The organism is Aquamicrobium terrae (genome assembly GCF_040545735.1).
GTDB classification, from domain to species: Bacteria; Pseudomonadota; Alphaproteobacteria; order Rhizobiales; family Rhizobiaceae; genus Mesorhizobium; species Mesorhizobium terrae_A.
Map to the genome: position 1 here is coordinate 61488 of NZ_JBEPML010000014.1, position 16519 is coordinate 78006.

A 16519-nucleotide genomic window follows, 5' to 3' on the forward strand; every position below is an offset into this window, starting at 1 on the left:
GTTCAGCGAACCTCCTCGTTGCGCGGGATGGCGCGCCGTAACTCCTGAACGAGGTGAAGTGAGAGTTGCCTGATATCGGCCGGGACATTTTGCAGGCCGTTCCAGCGACGACGTTCGTCTCCGAATGCCCATTCGCCCGAACTCCAGGCCGTTCGCCCTTTCAGATGCCGCAATCCCCGGGCAAATGACTCACGATCTTCAGCACCGGTCAGCACGTGCAAGGTCTCCATGACGTAACCCATGGCGATGATACCGGCGCCGTGCACCAGGCGCGATGTTTTCGGCGTCTTTTCGTCCCAGTCGTCAGAAAAGACATGCCTGACTGCATGGAAAAACTCGCTGACAAAATTCACGCCGCGATCGAGCAACAACCGGTCGTCGTCAGAATAGAGACGCAAAGCTCCGTCGCTCAGCGAGTTCATTAGCAATCGTTGAAGAACGGTGTCGCGGATTATGCCTTTCGGGTTTGTCTGCTGACGGATCATACCCCGTAATGCCGAGCCTTCACGATAATTCAGAGCCTCAGTCATTAGCGCAGCTTGGCTACGACTGGACATGCGAGGTGGCAAGTCGCTCACCTGCGGCAGCAACTCGTAGACCAAGGCCTTTGGCAAGGGCCGGGTATTGTTGATAAGAATGAACTGCTTTTGCAGTTCTTCGAGGCAATCGCAGATAAAGCCTGAAACCAGCACTTCGAAATCACGGCCTTGCAAATCCCTCAAGGCGGTGAAGCGTTGTTGCCCGTCGACTATCCATCCCGGGGCGCCGTTCGATACATCGATTGCAAGCCGCCCAAATCGCCCCTCTATGCCATCATGCGCAGGGCTGGGTTCCAGGCTTGCCGAATGTGTGAACGCGACAATGATAGGATTGGGCAAAATCGCATTCGGTTTTTCGAGATAGTCACGAATTTCGCGTATATGGCCGGCAATCTGCGGGCGTTGGAAGCCACGCAAGGTACCAGCATCGTCTCGTCCTGCGCGCTCGATACGAGCGAAACGCTCGACGTCCTGAGCGCGGGCGGCGAATGTGAAAACAGGTAGTCCCTCGCTCTGGCGCGGTGCAACGACGTCAAAATGAAGAATGTTCGGAGAACTCATACCGCCTCCGCCCGAAATTCGTGCAAATGCTTATAAAATACGTGCAGATTATGCATTCCTCGCCTTTTATTGCGATTAGAGTTTCTAAAGATCAGTGCTTCGACTCCGCCCTCGCGACAAACCCGGCAATCACAGCCTTCCCATGGCCGATCCTGGAGCGTATGCGTGTAAACGCGGCGTTGCCGTTCAAGCGCCTGCGCCCGCTTTGACGGAGAGGCCTCCTCATTCCAGTTGAGTTTTTCCCAATAGGCCATCACCGCGTCGAGAGCGTCATCGACACCTATCTCGTTGCAGGCCAAGCGCCGAACGCCATCAAGCGCCGTCGCTTCAAGTTGACGCGCCTCTTCCTGGTTCAAACGACCCTGTAATGCCTTGACTTTCAGTCGATTGTTCTCGGTCGCCTGAGGGATGCGTATCGCGGTGTAGTAAGAAAGTTCGCCTGAATCGCTGCGTGCCCAGTAATTCTTGCGTGAGTCCTTGAATGCGCGGAGCAAGGGCGACGTCGTATCAAAACTTGTGACGCCATACCGTTCGAGATCGGCGAGATGTTCTATCTTGCCAAAGCCAAGGAGGTGCAAACGTACCTTGTTTGGCAGCACATCACGAATTGCAGCCAAGGCGCGTCTTATCTGTTCGATCCTGAGCGGGACTGTGCCGCCGATCGCGAGGTAGTCGTAGCCCATTCTGGCGAGGCTGAGCGCGGCCTCGGCCATGCTTGGGGCAGACCAACCCTGGATCACGCCCATCGGGACAAAGCGGCGACCCAGGCATTTGGCTTCATGCAGGAATTCAACTGCATTCTGCTGGGTGATTTCGTAGCGCTGACGGATGTCTTCTGTAACGTCTGCCTCAGAACGTTCCTTATCTGCATCATCGAAATCGAATATGAGATGATCCGGGGAACATCCGTGACTGAAGTCACCGTCGCCGTAGAATTCGACCGTATCCTGAGCCCGATAGGGTGGTTCAGCCATATTGCGGTAGGTGAACGCGCCGCAATCACCCATCATGATGCTGTCAGGAAATTGCTCACGGGAATAACGCAGGAAGCGTCGGGCGCCTTCACGCCTGAACCGCATCAGTTGCGCCTCGGTATATTTCCCCGGCATCAGGGCATCACCGACGATGCCACGAGAAACGAGTATCCCGTCATAAGGAGCGGTATCAAGAAACTCATGTGGGAACTGGTCGTCGCGATGTACCGTGCGACCCGCTCCATTCCGGTCAGCAATAAAATCATAGGCCGGATCGACGAAGTCGAGACTATCTGCAAATACGAACTTCATCACGCGACCTTCGATAGCAATTGTGCGTGATCAAGACGTGCTAACTGGTCAGAGAGCAGCCTTATATCACGGCTATTGTTTTGAATATCGTTCCACTCGCGGTCGATATCCGGCCAGCGCCCGTTGGTCCAGCAGCAATACGGCGCGATACGCTGAAGTGTTTCTTGAGCGTGGCGGCGTGCATCGCCATTGGCTGGTGACCGCGCCATCACGCGATCCATCAAATAGCCCATCGCCTCAATGCCGGCAGAATGCATCAACCGACTCTTGGTCGGCGGCTTGCCCCACGCGTTCGGGAATACGTCGGCGGCGGCACTCCAGAAAGCTGTTAGCAACCTGATCATCGCGGCAGTATCCGCCTCCTGCGACGACGAAGCCTTGTAGGGAGCGAGTGCGCCAAGAGGGCTGCCGATGCTATTGCGCACCATCTTGACGAGAGCGGTGTCGACTACGACGGCCCGCGGATTGTCGTCCGAGACCCGACTGACAAGCCCCCGAAAGGGCGAGTCCGGTGCCGTGGCGAGGAGATTGACGATTGCGCTGGGAATGCGCCGGGGCGCCAGATCCCGTGGAAGCGTAACATCGACTTCCGGAAGAAGTTCGTTGATCAGTCGGGGTGGCAGTGGGCGCGCTTTGTTGACAAGAATGAACTGTTCCCGGTGTACGGCCAGATCCTCTGAAACGAAGGCGACGACCGGAACGGGAAAGCTTCTGTCCCTGGCTTCGGCAAGAGCCAGCGAGCGCTGCTGCCCATCCACAATCCAGGCCTCCTTACTTCCGTCTTCGGGAATTGGGATACGCAAAGTGCCTGATTGCGAGGCGCCGACATCGCCTTCAGGCTTGCTGCCTCTGCTTTGGGTAAAGATGGCTCGCGGCGAAATAGCCAGGATGATCGCGTTCGGGAAAAGAACCGAACCCTGATCGAGAAACTCGACAATCGACCGGACATGATTGCGGATCTGCTTGCGCTGGAAGCCCTGCAGCGACCCATCAGAATCTCGGTGTATCCTGCTGATCTCAGCGATGCGCAGCAAGTCCGCGCCAGGCACGAAAAATGAATAGATGTCGACCCCGTCGGCCTGCTGCGTGCGCAATGCGCGGACGGTCAGAATCGACGTTTGATTGCGCTTGGCACTCTTCATAGAAACTCCCTTCCGTCGATGGCCTCACGATAGAGGCGCGAAAAGCGCGCCTGTTCGCAGGCCACTCCTTCATTGTCGCGCAGCACACGGAGCAAACGCCCAATTCCCGTGTTTGAAGGCAAATGCCGTTGGATGAGCGACAGTATCTCCTCGTCCTGGAGGCGTTGCCGTTTCCTCTGAACGGGGACCTTCTTTCTGGAGAGAATTGATGCAACCCAGTTGCGATGGGTCGCCGCATCAGCGTTCGGGTGTTCTGACAGGCCCATTTGTACAAAATGCAGTAATGCGCGTTGCGCAAAATCTGCCCGCGTTCCTGGCAGCAAGGCCTGAAGACGTTCGTCGTACGGCAACACACTGGGAAGCAATCTGGTGGGCAATATCGACTGCAGGTTGGCCCCAACAATACGCAACCTGGTGATGGCGGAGTTGGGCAGTGCATCCAGGCTTGATGCAAGCATCCGGGCATAAGGCTGACTGAGAGCAGCAACGATGCACCCCGTGCCCTTTCCCGTAAAAAGGGTGGCGATCGGAGTTGAATACGGTCCCTCGCTGACTGCCGACCACCACGAAGCAGGATCAAATTCGCCGTTGATCCGTGTGGCGACGCTCTCCAGTCCTTTCCCGCTCACGGTTATACCATAGGCAGGGATGGCGTGCTCGACGTTCACAAGGCCAAGGCCCGCGGAGATCGTGTACAACGGCGCCTTGGATATCTGCGAAGCACGGAGCGCCAACTGAAAGCCCCGCCCGCCGTATAGTTCGCCCGCCGGACAAGCGATTGGCAGTGATCTCAGCCGTTCGATCCATGCAGTTTCTACATGGGATTGTTGGGCGGTAGGGAGCGAAACTGCTTGAGCAATTGCGCTGGGGCGCACTTTCTTCCGACTGGAACAGGGTACAAAAAGAGCCGATATCTCCGCATCAGGTACAGATGTATCTTGATTTTTAAGCACGGATCCGCCCCCTGATCGCAGTCCGGCAGACGTCGCGCAGTCTCTGCAACCCATAGCCAAAGCGGTCGCAAAATGGAAAACATGCCTACCTGACTCCAACAGCTACGGTAAAAAGCCTGTGCTGTCAACTTATTATGCCGCAATTATTGAGAGTCATTGCCCCCTATCGGTGTCGCAGTTATTGCCTGCAAATAAAATTTACAGAGCCAGAAACTGCGCAAATGAAATGACGCTGTCCTGAGGTGCCGCGAACAGAGTTTTGTTGGGCGCGGCGATAGCAGTTTCATCGGATCTTCCACAACCATTATGCGGCGCTAGGTTGGTTTGCTTGGGGAACTGGATGGGATATGGGCGAGTCTGTCGGCTACAGAGCGATTGGCGTTGCCCAGCACTTTGCCACATGACCCGTTTTGCGGCTGCATGAAATCACGCCGCGTGGAGTGTTGAACCTGATCCAAGAGCTCAACGTTCGGTTAGATGCCGGTTCATTCGTCAGCCAGCGCAGCAGAACCTTCGCGTCCTGATCGACCATCGCAACGATGCATTCTCCTGATCAATTTGAACCCGCCGGGTGCTTGCCCGACGCTGCCGATCGTCCCGAGGCGCTTCCCTGGGTGATGAGCCGCGAGCTACGCTGGTCGCGCGTGTGAATCCACAGCCAGTTCAGGGCGACGCTCAACCGGTTGCGGACGCCAATGAGGAAGTAGATATGGGCCAACCCCCAAATCCACCATGCGAGAGCGCCGCGCAGCTTGATGCGGCCGAAGTCGATGACGGCCAAGCGCTTGCCGATCGTGGCGAGGCTTCCTCCGTGACGATATCGGAAGGTTGAGCTCTGATGATTGCCGGCAAGGCGGGCGCGGATCGTCGATGCGACGTGCTTGCCCTGCTGTTTTGCCGCCGGGGCGATGCCGGGCACCGGATTTCCGGCGGGATCGGCCACGGCCGCCGCGTCGCCGATCACGAAAATCTCCTTGTGCCCCGGCACAGTCAGGTCAGGCTCGACCCGTGTCCGCCCCGCCCGGTCGGATGGCGCGCCGAGCCATTGCGCTGCCGGTGATCCTGTCGCGGCCGATGGTGTCTGCGACGATGATCGCAAAGGAGGTGAATGTAACGCCGCGCGGCGCGCTTAACCTCATTAATGAGCTTGGCGTGCGGGAGATGACGGGCAGGGGACGGTATCGCGCATGGGGAATTCTCTGAAAACGCGCGCCAACGGACTCACTGAACCATGGCATCTGCAGCGAGCAGTTGGTTGACGGCGGCGCTAGCGTATCTATATAATCCCTAAGACAACCAGCGAGGTTATCATGGTTCGCACCGCGCCAAACCCGAGCAGCACTCGTTCTGATTCCCTGCAGGCGGCCTTTCTTCGGCGCGCAACATCTGCGCTTGAGCGCATGGCGGCCACCGCGTCGCCGAAGACACTGTCCGACGCTTTGGCTGCGCCAACCGATGCGGGTTCGCTTGCATGGCTCCTCAGCCGGTCCGAGGTTGTCGGTCCAGCCGTCATCGAGCTCGACCCGCTGGTCCCTGCCTTGGCGAGGAACGTCGAACACCGCAAGCTCCTGCTTGAGCGCGCCGGCGGCACTTTGTCGGCAGAGGATACGGGTCGGCTGCTCGGCATCTCGCGCCAGGCGGTCGACAAGCGCCGGCGAGCCGGAGCGTTGCTTGCTGTTCGCGAGGGGAGCGACTGGCGTTATCCCGCCTGTCAATTCGAAGAGACGGACGTCGTCGCCGGTATCTCGGATGTCATTCGAGCGTACGCTTCGGCTGGGCCGTGGGTGGCGCTCGATTTCCTGCTCGCGCCCGACTCGGCGCTTGGAGGACGATCGGCCCTTGAGACGCTGAAGTCCGGCGATCGGGCCGCGGTCCTGCGCCTCCTGCGCAGTGAGGCGCAGGACGGGTTTGCATGACGCCGAGGAAGCGGACCGCACCCCGCGGTCCCTCCGGTCTGGCGCCTCCTCCTCCCGAATGGCTCGCTGACATATCGCTGCCGATCGACGAGATTCAGGCCGGACAGGTGTTGCACCGTGTCCACCGTTCGTCGCTCGCCCCGATCTTCTTCGGCCCCGGCTCCAACGTGCCGCCCACGAACCGCTTTGACAGCGCCAGTGGACGGTTCGGAGTCCTCTATGCCGGTCTCACCCTTCGCAGCGCCCTGGCCGAAACCCTCGTGCGCAATCCGCAACGTCTCATGGTGGCCATGACCGATATCATTGGGCGCTCCGTATCCGGGCTTGTCTCTGACAGACCTATGCGGATTGTGCGCCTGTATGGATCGGGACTGCAGACGGTCGGGACGGACAACTCGATTTCAACGGGACCCTATGAGCCTTGCGGCCTTTGGTCAGACGCCCTCTGGGATCACTCAGACCGTCCGGATGGATTAGCCTACCAGTCGCGCCATGACTCCAGCGAGATCTGTTTCGCGATCTTTGAAAGAGCCGATCTTCGCCTTAAAGCTGAGGGAACCCACGCTTTGTCGAGCATGCTTAGAGACGTGGCCGCAGTGCTCGACAGCTATGGCAAATCCGTGTCCCCACCCCTCTAAAAAGAGTCAACGCAGAGGCACACGTAGGGTTATGCCAGGTCCGTTCCTGTAGGGCCGAGATCGCAGCCTATACGCGCCGCCGGCGTCCGAGGTGACGCGTCTTCGTTTGAAGCCGACAGGAGCGGACCTCGCCCGCAAGCGCCTCAGGGTGGTGAACGGAGGCAATGAGCCCGGCGGTGTTCAGCTGCAACCTACTTCCGCTCTTCCGGCGGCTTGATGTGGCGGAACTGCGCAAGCAGCAGCAGGTCGTAGGTGATCTTGAGCACGCCGCAGATCAGGAATGGCCAGGCCTTGTAGGATGCGGCGAACAAGGCGCCGGCGAGTGCGGGACTGGCAGCCGCGGCGAGGCTGCGGGGGACGGAGGTGAAGCTCGCAGCGGCGGCGCGTTCCGCCTCTGTCACCACGGCCATGACGTAGGACGAACGCGTCGGCACGTCCATCTGGGAGAGCGCTGCTCGGATCAGCAGCAGGGCAAGCGCAACGGCGAGGTTTGGGGCGAGCGCCGCCAGCATCAGTGCGATGCTGGAGGGAATGTGGGTGAACACCATCGTGTTGATGAGCCCGATGTGCCGCGACAGCCAGGCGGCGACCGGGAAAGAGAAAGCCGACAGTACACCCGACCAGAAGAAGAACACACCGGCGGCAGACAGCGACAGGTCGAACCGCTCGAACAGCCAGAGCGCCAGCAGCGACTGCACGACGAACCCGCCGGCAAAGGCGTCGAGGCTGAAGAGTGCCGCGAGCCTGAAGACGATGGCGCGGGAGGGACCAAGCGCGGCGGCGGCCTCGCTTGCGGGCGGGCGCTTCGGGATGCGTGCATAGAACACGCCACCCAGGAGCCCGACAACCGCGTAGAGGACGAACATCAGCTTGATCGCCGTGAGCTGGCCGAGCCCGACCGTGGTCATCACATCGGGAATGGCCGAGGCGAGCGCGCCGACGGCGCTTGCGAGCGCTCCTACAAGGCTGTAGCGCGCGAACATCCTCGTCCGGTTGGCGTCACTCACTTCCCGCGTCAGCGCCGCGTGCTCGATCGGCACGAACACGCTCACACTGCCGGCCGACGGGTTGATCGTACCGGCGAAGGCGACGACCAGCAGGAGCGCATAATCGTGAACCACGGCGAAAGCGACGCCGGTTGCGATCATCAGGCTCGCGGCCGCAAGCAGAAGCTGGCGATGATCGAAACGCGGGCCGAGGAAGCCGACCGCGATGGTCAGCAGCGCCGAGCCGAGCAGCGATGCGGTGGCGATGATGCCGACCTGGAGCGGCGAGAACCCCAAAGCGAGCAAATAGACCGGCAACAGGACCGCCACGAAGCCGTCGCCGAAGTCGCGTAAGGCGCGTGCCGCGAGGAGATGGGTCGCCGGACCGAGCAATTGCCTCGGTGGGGCGCTTAGTTTGGATCTCGCGTACAACCGCATCGGCGCTCAGTTCAAATGGATTATCGCATGTCCGGTTGCCGGCTGATCCGCTCTCCGCAGCTCGCAGCCCGATCCCTGTCGCCGGGGGGGCCAAACGGGCGACCACCTCGACCAATTATGGCGAACAGCACGCGTCATCGGACTGGACCTGTTTCTGGGTTGCCAAGGCACGGCCCAAAATAGTGGCCAGGTCAGTGGCTTTGCCGATGCCCCAATAGTGGAGGAAGATGATCCGGGGTTCCTCAAAAAACATGTGGTTGTGGACGGCGACCACCTCGATCCCGCCGGCGCGAAGTTCCCGGATAATCGGAGCGACTTCGAGTTCGAGCATCGCGAAGTCGCCGCACACCGCGGCCCGCTCCTCAGTGCCTTGGAATGCCGCCCAGGTGTTGTATCCCATCACCGAGTTGATTTCCAAACCGCCGCAGCGGCTGCATCTGACGGGAACCTCCGGGCGCCCCAGCGTGAATTTGAAGACCCCGTCCTTGAGTTCGCCCGGGGCGCCGATGATGTCTTCCAACTGCCTGGTATCCAGTTGGTTGGGGACCTCCTTGATGGCAGGGTTGACGGGACGAGTCTGGCGAATCGTTTCGACTGCATCCAGTATTTTGCGAACACCTTGTCCCAATGTGGCTTCGTCGGCCGTAGCTTCGATGTGCATGAACAGCACCTCGGGCTGCGCGCGGATGAAGTGGTTGTGCAGCGCGGTCACATAGAATCCCCCCTCGATTGCTGCGGAAACGGCAACACCGACTTCGTCTTCCATCAGAACGATGTCGCCCATCACCGTCGTCTGCTCAGTGCCTTTGCGGAACGCTGCCCAAGTGGTCAGGCCCATAAAGGGAACTATCTCAAAGCCATCCACAGTCACCTTTACATCGCTGCGCGGCACCGACATTTTGAGTACGTCGCCGGTCATTGTTCCCGCGATACCTGCAGCCGCCTCAAGGTTTTTTTGATCCAACATAGTGCCATCAGTCATAGCCAGTCTCCTTCCGAAGGGATGTCACTCACGCAGGCTGCCTAAAGTGTTCCCGAAACGAGCCCAGAGAGCAAACCTGCGCCCGAACAGGCGGCAAGCACCGGCAGCATGCCGACCTTGAAGCGGAACACGGCGATCAGCGCGCCGAGGGTGAGCACGAGCGAGGCCACGTTGACCGAGCTCAGGACCGGCACATCGACGCTCATGCCGAAGCCGCTCACCTCGATCAACTCGCCGAAGAGCACGTGCAACCCGAACCACACCGCGAGATTGAGGATGACGCCGACGACGGCCGCTGTGATCGTCGCCAGCGCCGCCGACAGCGCCCGGTTGCTGCGCAGCGCCTCGACAAAGGGCGCGCCGAGAAAGATCCACAGGAAGCAGGGCGTAAAGGTCACCCAGGTGGTGAGCAGGCCACCGAGCGTGGCCGCCAGCAACGGATCGAGCGATCCGGGCGCGCGGAAGGCGCCCATGAAGCCCACGAACTGCGTGACCATGATGAGCGGCCCAGGCGTGGTCTCGGCCATTCCGAGCCCGTCCAGCATCTCTCCGGGCTGGAGCCAGTGATAGGTCTGCGGGTTTCGGTAATTCCCGGACACGGATTTCAGTAAACCCCGGACAGTGATTTCAGTAATTCGCGGACAGCGATTTCGCTAAATCCCGGACAGTTCCGGGATCGGATTTGGCGGTCGGTTCTCGGCTGCGCCGTTCTGGCAATTTGCCCCCTCACGATTGAGTAGCGAGGGGCCATGCCGAGACGGAAGCAAGCGAGACGAACGACAGTGAGGGATATACGCACGATCCTGCGCCTGACCCATGAACAGGGTCTGTCGGTGCGCGAGGTGTCGGAACGGCTGAAGATCAGCAAGACGACGGTTTCCACCTATGTGCTGCGGGCGCGTGAGGCCGGGCTTAAGTGGCCGCTGCCGCTGATCCATGACAATGACGCGGCGCTCGAGCGGCTGCTGTTCGGTCGCGCCGGCCGTCCTCCGCGAGATCAGCGCGAACCGGATTTTGCGCTGGTTGCCCGGGAACTGAAGCGCAAGGGCGTGACGCTGACGCTGTTGTGGCAGGAGTATCGCACCGCCCACCTCGACGGCTACGGCTATACCTGGTTTTGTGAACGCTACGCCGCTTTCGAGCGACGGGCGAACGCGAGCTTCCGTCATCGGCACCGGGCGGGTGCGGTGATGCAGACCGATTATGCCGGCCACACGGTACCGGTGATCGACCCCATTACGGGTGTCATCTGCGCCGCCCAGATCTTTGTTGCGGTGCTTGGCGCCTCGAACCTGACCTTCGCCTTTGCCAGTTCCAGCCAGAAGCTGCCCGACTGGATCGACGGCCAGGTCCGGGCTCTCACCTTTTTTGGCGGCGTTACCAGGGCGATCGTCTGCGATAATCTGAAGGCCGGTGTGGTCAAGGCGCTGTGGTTCGAGCCAACGTTGAACGCGACCTTTGCCGCGATGGCCGAGCATTACGATACCACCATCTTGCCGACCCGCAGCCGCAAGCCCCGCGACAAGGGCAAGGTCGAGGGCGCGGTGCTGATCGTCGAGCGCTGGATCCTGGCCAGGCTGAGGAACCGCACCTTCTTCTCACTTGCCCAGCTTAACGCGGCGATCGCCGAACTGGTGGAGGATCTGAACAATCGGCCGATGCGCCATGTCGGCAAAAGCCGCCGCGAACTGTTCGAGGAGATCGAGCGGGCGGCCCTGGCGCCGCTACCGGCGACACCCTTCGAATACGCCGAATGGAAGTCGGCCAAGGTCCATCCCGATTATCATGTCGAGGTCGACAAGACATTTTATTCCGTGCCGCATCGGCTGATCGGGCGCACCGTCGAGGTGCGGCTCACCCACCGCGTGGTCGAGATCTTCCACGACCACCAGCGTATCGCCAGCCATGTCCGCCGCTCGCAGCGTTCCGGCCACGTCACCGTCAATGCCCACATGCCCAAGGCGCACCAGCGCTACGCCAACACCACCCCGGCCAACCTGATCGGCCGCGCCGCCAGGATCGGGCCCAATGCCGCCATCCTGGTCGAACGCATGATGCGCGATCGGCCGCATCCGGAACAGGGATATCGCTCGGCCATGGGTATTCTGTCGCTGGCGCCACGCTATGGCCCGCAGCGCCTCGACGCCGCCTGCGAGCGGGCGCTGTCCATCAACGCGATCACCTATTCCTCGGTCAACGCCATTCTCAAATCCGGCCTCGACCGGGCACCGCCAACCCCTGAACCGGCGCGGCCGACGCCGGCGCACGCCAACATCCGCGGCAACACCTATTACCAGTGAAGGAAAGGAAGAAGGAATGCTGACGAACCCCACCCTCAACCAGATGCAGACCCTCGGGCTGAACGGCATGGCCACTGCCTGGCGGGAACTGGCCGAACAGGACAGCGCCGCCGAACTCGGCCGCGACGAATGGCTCGGCCTGATGCTTGATCGCGAGGTCGCCATGCGCGCCGACAAGCGCGTCAGGAACCGGCTCGCCGCTGCCAGGCTGCGCTTCCCTGAAGCCTGCATCGAAGACATCGACTTCGCCGCGTCACGCGGCCTCTATCGACGCAACATCATGGCGCTCGCCCAGGGCGAATGGCTGAAGGCGCATGAGAACCTCATAGTCACGGGCCAGACCGGCACCGGGAAGTCGTGGTTGGCGTGCGCTATCGGTCGCCAGGCGGCGCGCCTCGATCATTCCATCCTCTATGTGCGGGCGCCACGCCTGTTCGAGGACTTGGCGCTCGCCCGCCTCGATGGCCGCTTTCCCCGACTCATCGACAAGCTCATCCGCGTCCAGCTGCTCATTCTCGACGACTTCGGAACGCACAGCCTCTCGGACCAGCAGCGCTTCCATCTGTTCGAAATCGTCGAGGAGCGCTACCGACGCAAATCCACCGTCATCACCGCCCAGACCCCCGTGGCCAGATGGCATGACCTGATCGCGGACCCCACCGTCGCCGACGCCATATTGGATCGCCTCGTTCACAATGCCCACCGTATCGAGCTCCAGGGCGACAGCATGCGAAAGCAAAAAGCCGCGCCCGTCTTGACGGGCGGCGAAAACGGCGAAATCAATCACCCGTAACGACAACAAGGCAACCGAGGACCAACACCGCCAAACTGTCCCGACATTAGCGAAACTGCTGTCCGGCAATTAGCGGAATCACTGTCCCGACTTTCTGAAATCCCCAATAGGTCTCCACGGCCTGCTGCGCGACATAGGCAAGAACGGCATAGGCGCCGCCGAAGGTCACCACGGCCATCTTGGAGAAGAAAACGGCAATCTCGGTAAAGACATTGCCGGGACCGAGCGCGGCAAGAAGGGCCGCAACCGGTGCGAGCCACAGAATGAGGAAAACACCCGCGATCTTCAGCGCCCAGGCGAGCGAGGGCCGCGCATGAGCGGGAATCGTCTCCCCGAGGACACTGTCCGCGTCGGCAACCTGCTTGTCACCCACCTTGCCGTGCCCGTTGGCGGCAAGAAAGGGCGCAAGGCCCGCCCGTCCGCCGGCAAAGCCGATGATGGCCGCGCTCAGAATGATCAGGGGAAACGGCACCTGGAAGAAGAAGATGGCGATGAACGCAGCGGCGGCCAGCGCCACCATGATGTTGTTCTTGAGGGCGCGCTTGCCGACGCGCACGACGGCCTCGAGCACGATGGCGAGCACCGCCGCCTTCAACCCGAAGAACAGCGCCTCGACGGCACCGACATTGCCGAAGAGCGCATAGATCCAGCTCAGTGCCATGATGGCGACGACGCCCGGGAGCACGAACAGCGTGCCGGCCACGAGTCCGCCCTTGGTCTTGTGGAGGAGCCAGCCGATATAGACGGCGAGCTGTTGCGCCTCCGGTCCCGGCAGGAGCATGCAATAGTTGAGCGCATGCAGGAAGCGGTTCTCGCCGATCCAGCGCTTCTCCTCGACGATGATCCGGTGCATCACAGCGATCTGACCGGCCGGGCCGCCGAAGGAAAGCGCCGCCACGCGGGCCCAGACGCGCACCGCCTCTGCGAATGGGATGCCATGGTCGGGCGCTGAGCCGCGCTGGATGTGTTGTGCTTCGTTGCTTGCGACCTTGTTCATCGATCCATCCTGTGCGTCACCGGCGCTTCTTGCGGAAATACTGGTAGAGGTTGTCGAAGACGGGCGCGCCTTCGGCGATGCGCGCCTCGTCGTCCGCATGAGCGATCGCGATGCCGGCGATGAGATGAGCAATACCGGCCGCTTCCTCGCGCGCGAACTTGCCGTCTTTCAGGTCGATGTCATGGACGATCTCGGCGAGCGCCTGAAGGGCCGGGTCGTCGAGATCGACGCGGGCAAGCAGCATTTCGAAGCTGCAGCGGTCGCCCTCGTGGGTGAACTCGCCTTCGAACATGTCGAAGCGCAACTCGCCCGGCTTAGGGACGTAGTCCTTGCCCGGCACGAAGCGGATGACGGCATCGGAGTCGATGAAGCGGCGGATCAGCCAGCTGCAGGCGATGCGGTCGACGTGGACGCCTTTGCGCGTAACCCAGACGTGCCCCTTGAGGTCCGCAAGTGTCGGCGCAGCCTGTGGCTCTGCGGCGTCCATGTCCTCGTCAGCCGTAAGCCGGCTCTCGAGTTCAGCGACGGCACCTCCCGCACCGAGTTGCCCAGTGGCGCCGAAGAAGTCGATCGCCATGACGTCGGCGAGCCGCTTGCGCATGCGCCGGATCTGGTTGCGCGCTTCTGTCTTCTCCTCACCGCCCGCCGCCGCATCTAGCGTCTCTGCGAGCGCACGAGCCTCGTTCGCGATCGCCTCATAGTCAGCATCGCGCGCCGCATCGAACAGCGCCCGCGCCTGGTCGTCCGAAAGGCCATCGATCAGCCGCGCCTCGCACACCATCGCCTCGCCGCCGCCCTCGACGATCTCCTTCAGGAGCCACGCGAAATCCTCCCGCGTCTCGGCGGTCGCCGGCAGCGCGTAGACGGTACTCTTTACTGCGACGGCGCCGATTCCCTGCAGCCGACGCCAGATCTTGACGCGCAGATAGGCCGGCTTGCTGGGAAGTTGGTGGATCAAAAGTAGCCATGGTTGGTTTGGTGGCCGATCGTCTTCCATGAAAATACCGTATCACTCAAGACATAGTTTGCAACGCTTGTATCATGAATATGAATTGAAAAAGGGCCGCTCATCGAACCTTTCCCGCGACATCGGGTTGGCGCACAAAGAATTTCTCTCCGTGCAGCTCCTTTGATCATGTTCAGGTGCTTGCTCATGAATTGCACCGCAGCACTTTTTGGCATGTCGTGCTTCTTGTCGTCCGTGAACAGCATCTTGATGCCGGTCACAACGAGGAAGGCCGCGAAGAGGTAGAGGACCCACGAGAATTCGGTGATGATTGCCGAGCCGGCGGCGATCATGATGGCGCGCAGGATCACGACACCGAGAATGCCGTACACCAGAACCCGATGCTGATAGGCGGGGGGGATGGCGAAGTAGGAAAAGATCATGGCGATGACGAAAATATTGTCCATCGCGAGGCTCTTTTCGACAACGAAGCCGGTCAGATATTCCATACCGGCCTGCGAGCCGAGCCATAGCCAGAAAATGCCACCGAAGCCAAGGCCAATGGTAATGTAGAACGCCGAAAGGCCGAGGGACTCCCCGACGCCGATCGCATGACTCTTGCGGTGCAGCACGCCCAGGTCGAAGCGAGCAGCAGCCCGACGCCCGCGACGAAAGCAAGTCAGGTCCAGACCGGCTTGCCCATGAAGTCGAGGAAAAGGAAGTCCATCTATATCACTCCCGCCGGTCGATTACCGGTAGCCCCACGGTCGCATCGAGGCGACTTCTGCGAGCGCCTCTTCCTCGAAGGAGTGACGGATGCCGTCAGCTTCCAGTACCGACATGCAGATCTGGATCAGCGATCTAAACTGCGGATTCGTGAGGTCTGCCGTAACGATGTAGGCGCGCGCCCTGCCGAGAGCCGAATCCCGGTCCGCAGCGAAGGCATGGGTGTGGGCTTCTATCTCGCGGGCAACATCGTCGGTCGAAAAGCCCTGCAGCATCGGATTTGTCCGAAATAGGGACATGATCCTGCGCCGCTCGGCATCGTCCGCCTCGCCGTCGGCATGGGCGATAATCATGGCCGCTGCAATGGCAGCTTCCATAAAGGCTTCCTGGCCCGCTACATCGGCCTCGGCCGCAAGCGTATGCCGATCAAGCCGGGCACGCAGCTCGGCGAGCGGGCGACGAGCAAAGATGTCGTCGTCGTTCGAGCGGAATTTTGTCATGGCGGAACTCCTCTTGCCGTGTTTGACAAGGGACCTGCTCCACTACCAGTGAAGCGAGAAAAGCCGGCCCCTGAGGTGAACCGACATCGTGCGGGTTACGCACCAGAGGGGCCCGGATCACGGCTGAAGAGATAAAGACGCAAAAGCACCTTTCAAGAGCGGTTACGAGAATTTTTCGCCGCGTGTGGAGGTCGGGCTCGGCCGGTAGCCGATGTGGCGTACATAGACCTGGCGCTTGCCGGACTCCCTCCGACGCGCCGCGAGCAGGCTGGTGGCGAGTTCGGGCAGCGAGGTCCTGACAGCGACGATTGTGAGCCCGATAGCGGCTTCCGAAATGTCGAGGCCCACGGCAAGGTTGATGGCGGATGCGACCAGCAGTTACCCGCCTCCGGCGAGCAATACCAAACCGGCGACCGCTCCCAGCAGGAGCACTGACACGGAAATGGCGCTGATCGAGGCCCTGCCCTGAGCCCGCTGCGGCCCGGCTAAGAGTCGTTCGCGAGCTTGAACATTGACCCGCGCGCTTTCCTTTCGATTCCACGTCGCATCCGTGACTCGATGTCATGGATTCATTGATCGACTTCTCCAGAGTTTCGCGCTTGGGCCACTGTGCAACCGAGGCATTCCACTGCGTTGAAACGTCGTCTGGACTTATCCAAATTCTCGACGGGCAGGGAGGAGGAAATGATGAATATCTCGGGAGGAACCTCTGGTTAGGTCTGGTTGCCTTAGCCGAGTTGATCGTGATTGGCTATGCCACCAGCTGGTTCGGCGGCTCACCGCAACCCGCACCGCAGCAGTAAGAGTCCGCCTCGA

General features: G+C 60.9%; 14 protein-coding genes and 4 pseudogenes. 5 read left to right on the plus strand and 13 right to left on the minus strand.

Going from position 1 to position 16519, the window contains the following annotated elements; all coding sequences use genetic code 11:
- Nucleotides 1-2: 2 nt before the first annotated feature.
- The 5 genes and pseudogenes from dbpB (ABID37_RS18300) to ABID37_RS18320 all read right to left on the minus strand — a co-directional run.
- Complete coding sequence (gene dbpB / locus ABID37_RS18300; protein WP_354197388.1) at nucleotides 3-1100, minus strand: DGQHR domain-containing protein DpdB; 1098 nt, start codon at nucleotides 1098-1100, stop codon at nucleotides 3-5.
- Nucleotides 1097-2386, minus strand: a complete 1290-nt coding sequence (gene dpdA / locus ABID37_RS18305) for a tRNA-guanine transglycosylase DpdA (protein ID WP_354197390.1) — start codon at nucleotides 2384-2386, stop codon at nucleotides 1097-1099. Before dpdA ends, dbpB (ABID37_RS18300) begins: the two co-directional genes overlap by 4 nt.
- Nucleotides 2386-3528, minus strand: coding sequence for a DGQHR domain-containing protein DpdB (gene dbpB / locus ABID37_RS18310; protein WP_354197392.1), 1143 nt, complete (start codon nucleotides 3526-3528; stop codon nucleotides 2386-2388). Before dbpB (ABID37_RS18310) ends, dpdA begins: the two co-directional genes overlap by 1 nt.
- Nucleotides 3525-4226, minus strand: a complete 702-nt coding sequence (locus ABID37_RS18315) for a hypothetical protein (RefSeq protein ID WP_354197394.1) — start codon at nucleotides 4224-4226, stop codon at nucleotides 3525-3527. Before ABID37_RS18315 ends, dbpB (ABID37_RS18310) begins: the two co-directional genes overlap by 4 nt.
- An 808-nt stretch (nucleotides 4227-5034) precedes the next feature.
- Nucleotides 5035-5541: pseudogene (locus ABID37_RS18320) on the minus strand (NAD(P)/FAD-dependent oxidoreductase); the annotation flags it as partial.
- On the opposite strand from ABID37_RS18320, the pseudogene ABID37_RS18325 reads away from it, so the two are divergent.
- The 3 genes and pseudogenes from ABID37_RS18325 to ABID37_RS18335 all read left to right on the plus strand — a co-directional run.
- A pseudogene (locus ABID37_RS18325) lies at nucleotides 5541-5684 on the plus strand (helix-turn-helix domain-containing protein); the annotation flags it as partial. The pseudogenes ABID37_RS18320 and ABID37_RS18325 sit on opposite strands and share 1 nt — an antisense overlap.
- A 107-nt stretch (nucleotides 5685-5791) precedes the next feature.
- On the plus strand, nucleotides 5792-6397 hold the full coding sequence (locus ABID37_RS18330; RefSeq protein WP_090599498.1) for a helix-turn-helix domain-containing protein: 606 nt from the start codon (nucleotides 5792-5794) through the stop codon (nucleotides 6395-6397).
- The gene (locus ABID37_RS18335; protein WP_354197396.1) at nucleotides 6394-7035 is read left to right on the plus strand and encodes an RES family NAD+ phosphorylase; all 642 of its coding nucleotides are present in this window, start codon (nucleotides 6394-6396) and stop codon (nucleotides 7033-7035) included. The genes ABID37_RS18330 and ABID37_RS18335 overlap by 4 nt, the downstream gene beginning before the upstream one ends.
- 191 nt (nucleotides 7036-7226) lie before the next feature.
- On the opposite strand, the gene ABID37_RS18340 is transcribed toward ABID37_RS18335, so the two are convergent.
- From ABID37_RS18340 to ABID37_RS18350, 3 genes and pseudogenes are all read right to left on the minus strand, one after another.
- On the minus strand, nucleotides 7227-8459 hold the full coding sequence (locus ABID37_RS18340) for an MFS transporter (RefSeq protein WP_435521589.1): 1233 nt from the start codon (nucleotides 8457-8459) through the stop codon (nucleotides 7227-7229).
- Between the two features lie 115 nt (nucleotides 8460-8574).
- Nucleotides 8575-9441 (minus strand): DUF1259 domain-containing protein, encoded by an 867-nt coding sequence (locus ABID37_RS18345; protein ID WP_354197400.1) that lies wholly within the window; start codon nucleotides 9439-9441, stop codon nucleotides 8575-8577.
- A gap of 41 nt (nucleotides 9442-9482) precedes the next feature.
- Nucleotides 9483-10010, minus strand: a pseudogene (locus ABID37_RS18350) (chromate transporter); the annotation flags it as partial.
- A 180-nt stretch (nucleotides 10011-10190) separates the two neighbouring features.
- Here ABID37_RS18350 and istA point away from each other — a divergent pair.
- Both istA and istB read left to right on the plus strand, forming a co-directional pair.
- Nucleotides 10191-11741 (plus strand): IS21 family transposase, encoded by a 1551-nt coding sequence (istA, locus tag ABID37_RS18355; protein WP_354197402.1) that lies wholly within the window; start codon nucleotides 10191-10193, stop codon nucleotides 11739-11741.
- 16 nt (nucleotides 11742-11757) lie between these two features.
- Nucleotides 11758-12534 carry an IS21-like element helper ATPase IstB gene (istB, locus tag ABID37_RS18360; protein ID WP_354197404.1) on the plus strand — a complete coding sequence of 259 codons (777 nt, stop codon included), beginning with the start codon at nucleotides 11758-11760 and terminating at the stop codon, nucleotides 12532-12534.
- Between the two features lie 106 nt (nucleotides 12535-12640).
- Here the strand turns inward: istB and ABID37_RS18365 are convergent.
- From ABID37_RS18365 to ABID37_RS18385, 5 genes and pseudogenes are all read right to left on the minus strand, one after another.
- Nucleotides 12641-13531, minus strand: a pseudogene (locus tag ABID37_RS18365) (chromate transporter); the annotation flags it as partial.
- A 16-nt stretch (nucleotides 13532-13547) separates the two neighbouring features.
- The gene (locus ABID37_RS18370) at nucleotides 13548-14489 is read right to left on the minus strand and encodes a chromate resistance protein ChrB domain-containing protein (RefSeq protein ID WP_354197406.1); all 942 of its coding nucleotides are present in this window, start codon (nucleotides 14487-14489) and stop codon (nucleotides 13548-13550) included.
- Nucleotides 14486-15109, minus strand: coding sequence for a TerC family protein (locus ABID37_RS18375; protein ID WP_354197408.1), 624 nt, complete (start codon nucleotides 15107-15109; stop codon nucleotides 14486-14488). Before ABID37_RS18375 ends, ABID37_RS18370 begins: the two co-directional genes overlap by 4 nt.
- A 117-nt stretch (nucleotides 15110-15226) precedes the next feature.
- Nucleotides 15227-15703: a TerB family tellurite resistance protein gene (locus ABID37_RS18380; RefSeq protein WP_354197410.1), complete on the minus strand. Its 477-nt coding sequence runs from the start codon at nucleotides 15701-15703 to the stop codon at nucleotides 15227-15229.
- A 162-nt stretch (nucleotides 15704-15865) separates the two neighbouring features.
- The gene (locus ABID37_RS18385; protein WP_354197453.1) at nucleotides 15866-16081 is read right to left on the minus strand and encodes a calcium:cation antiporter family protein; all 216 of its coding nucleotides are present in this window, start codon (nucleotides 16079-16081) and stop codon (nucleotides 15866-15868) included.
- Nucleotides 16082-16519 lie beyond the last annotated feature (438 nt).

Bases quoted from the DNA above. Each gene is read 5' to 3' on its own strand.
- ABID37_RS18340 (WP_435521589.1), bottom strand. From the start codon at position 8,459: ATGCGGTTGTACGCGAGATCCAAACTAAGCGCCCCACCGAGGCAATTG.
- ABID37_RS18380 (WP_354197410.1), bottom strand. From the start codon at position 15,703: ATGACAAAATTCCGCTCGAACGACGACGACATCTTTGCTCGTCGCCCG.
- dpdA (WP_354197390.1), bottom strand. From the start codon at position 2,386: ATGAAGTTCGTATTTGCAGATAGTCTCGACTTCGTCGATCCGGCCTAT.
- dbpB (WP_354197388.1), bottom strand. From the start codon at position 1,100: ATGAGTTCTCCGAACATTCTTCATTTTGACGTCGTTGCACCGCGCCAG.
- istB (WP_354197404.1), top strand. From the start codon at position 11,758: ATGCTGACGAACCCCACCCTCAACCAGATGCAGACCCTCGGGCTGAAC.
- istA (WP_354197402.1), top strand. From the start codon at position 10,191: ATGCCGAGACGGAAGCAAGCGAGACGAACGACAGTGAGGGATATACGC.
- ABID37_RS18345 (WP_354197400.1), bottom strand. From the start codon at position 9,441: ATGACTGATGGCACTATGTTGGATCAAAAAAACCTTGAGGCGGCTGCA.
- dbpB (WP_354197392.1), bottom strand. From the start codon at position 3,528: ATGAAGAGTGCCAAGCGCAATCAAACGTCGATTCTGACCGTCCGCGCA.
- ABID37_RS18330 (WP_090599498.1), top strand. From the start codon at position 5,792: ATGGTTCGCACCGCGCCAAACCCGAGCAGCACTCGTTCTGATTCCCTG.
- ABID37_RS18335 (WP_354197396.1), top strand. From the start codon at position 6,394: ATGACGCCGAGGAAGCGGACCGCACCCCGCGGTCCCTCCGGTCTGGCG.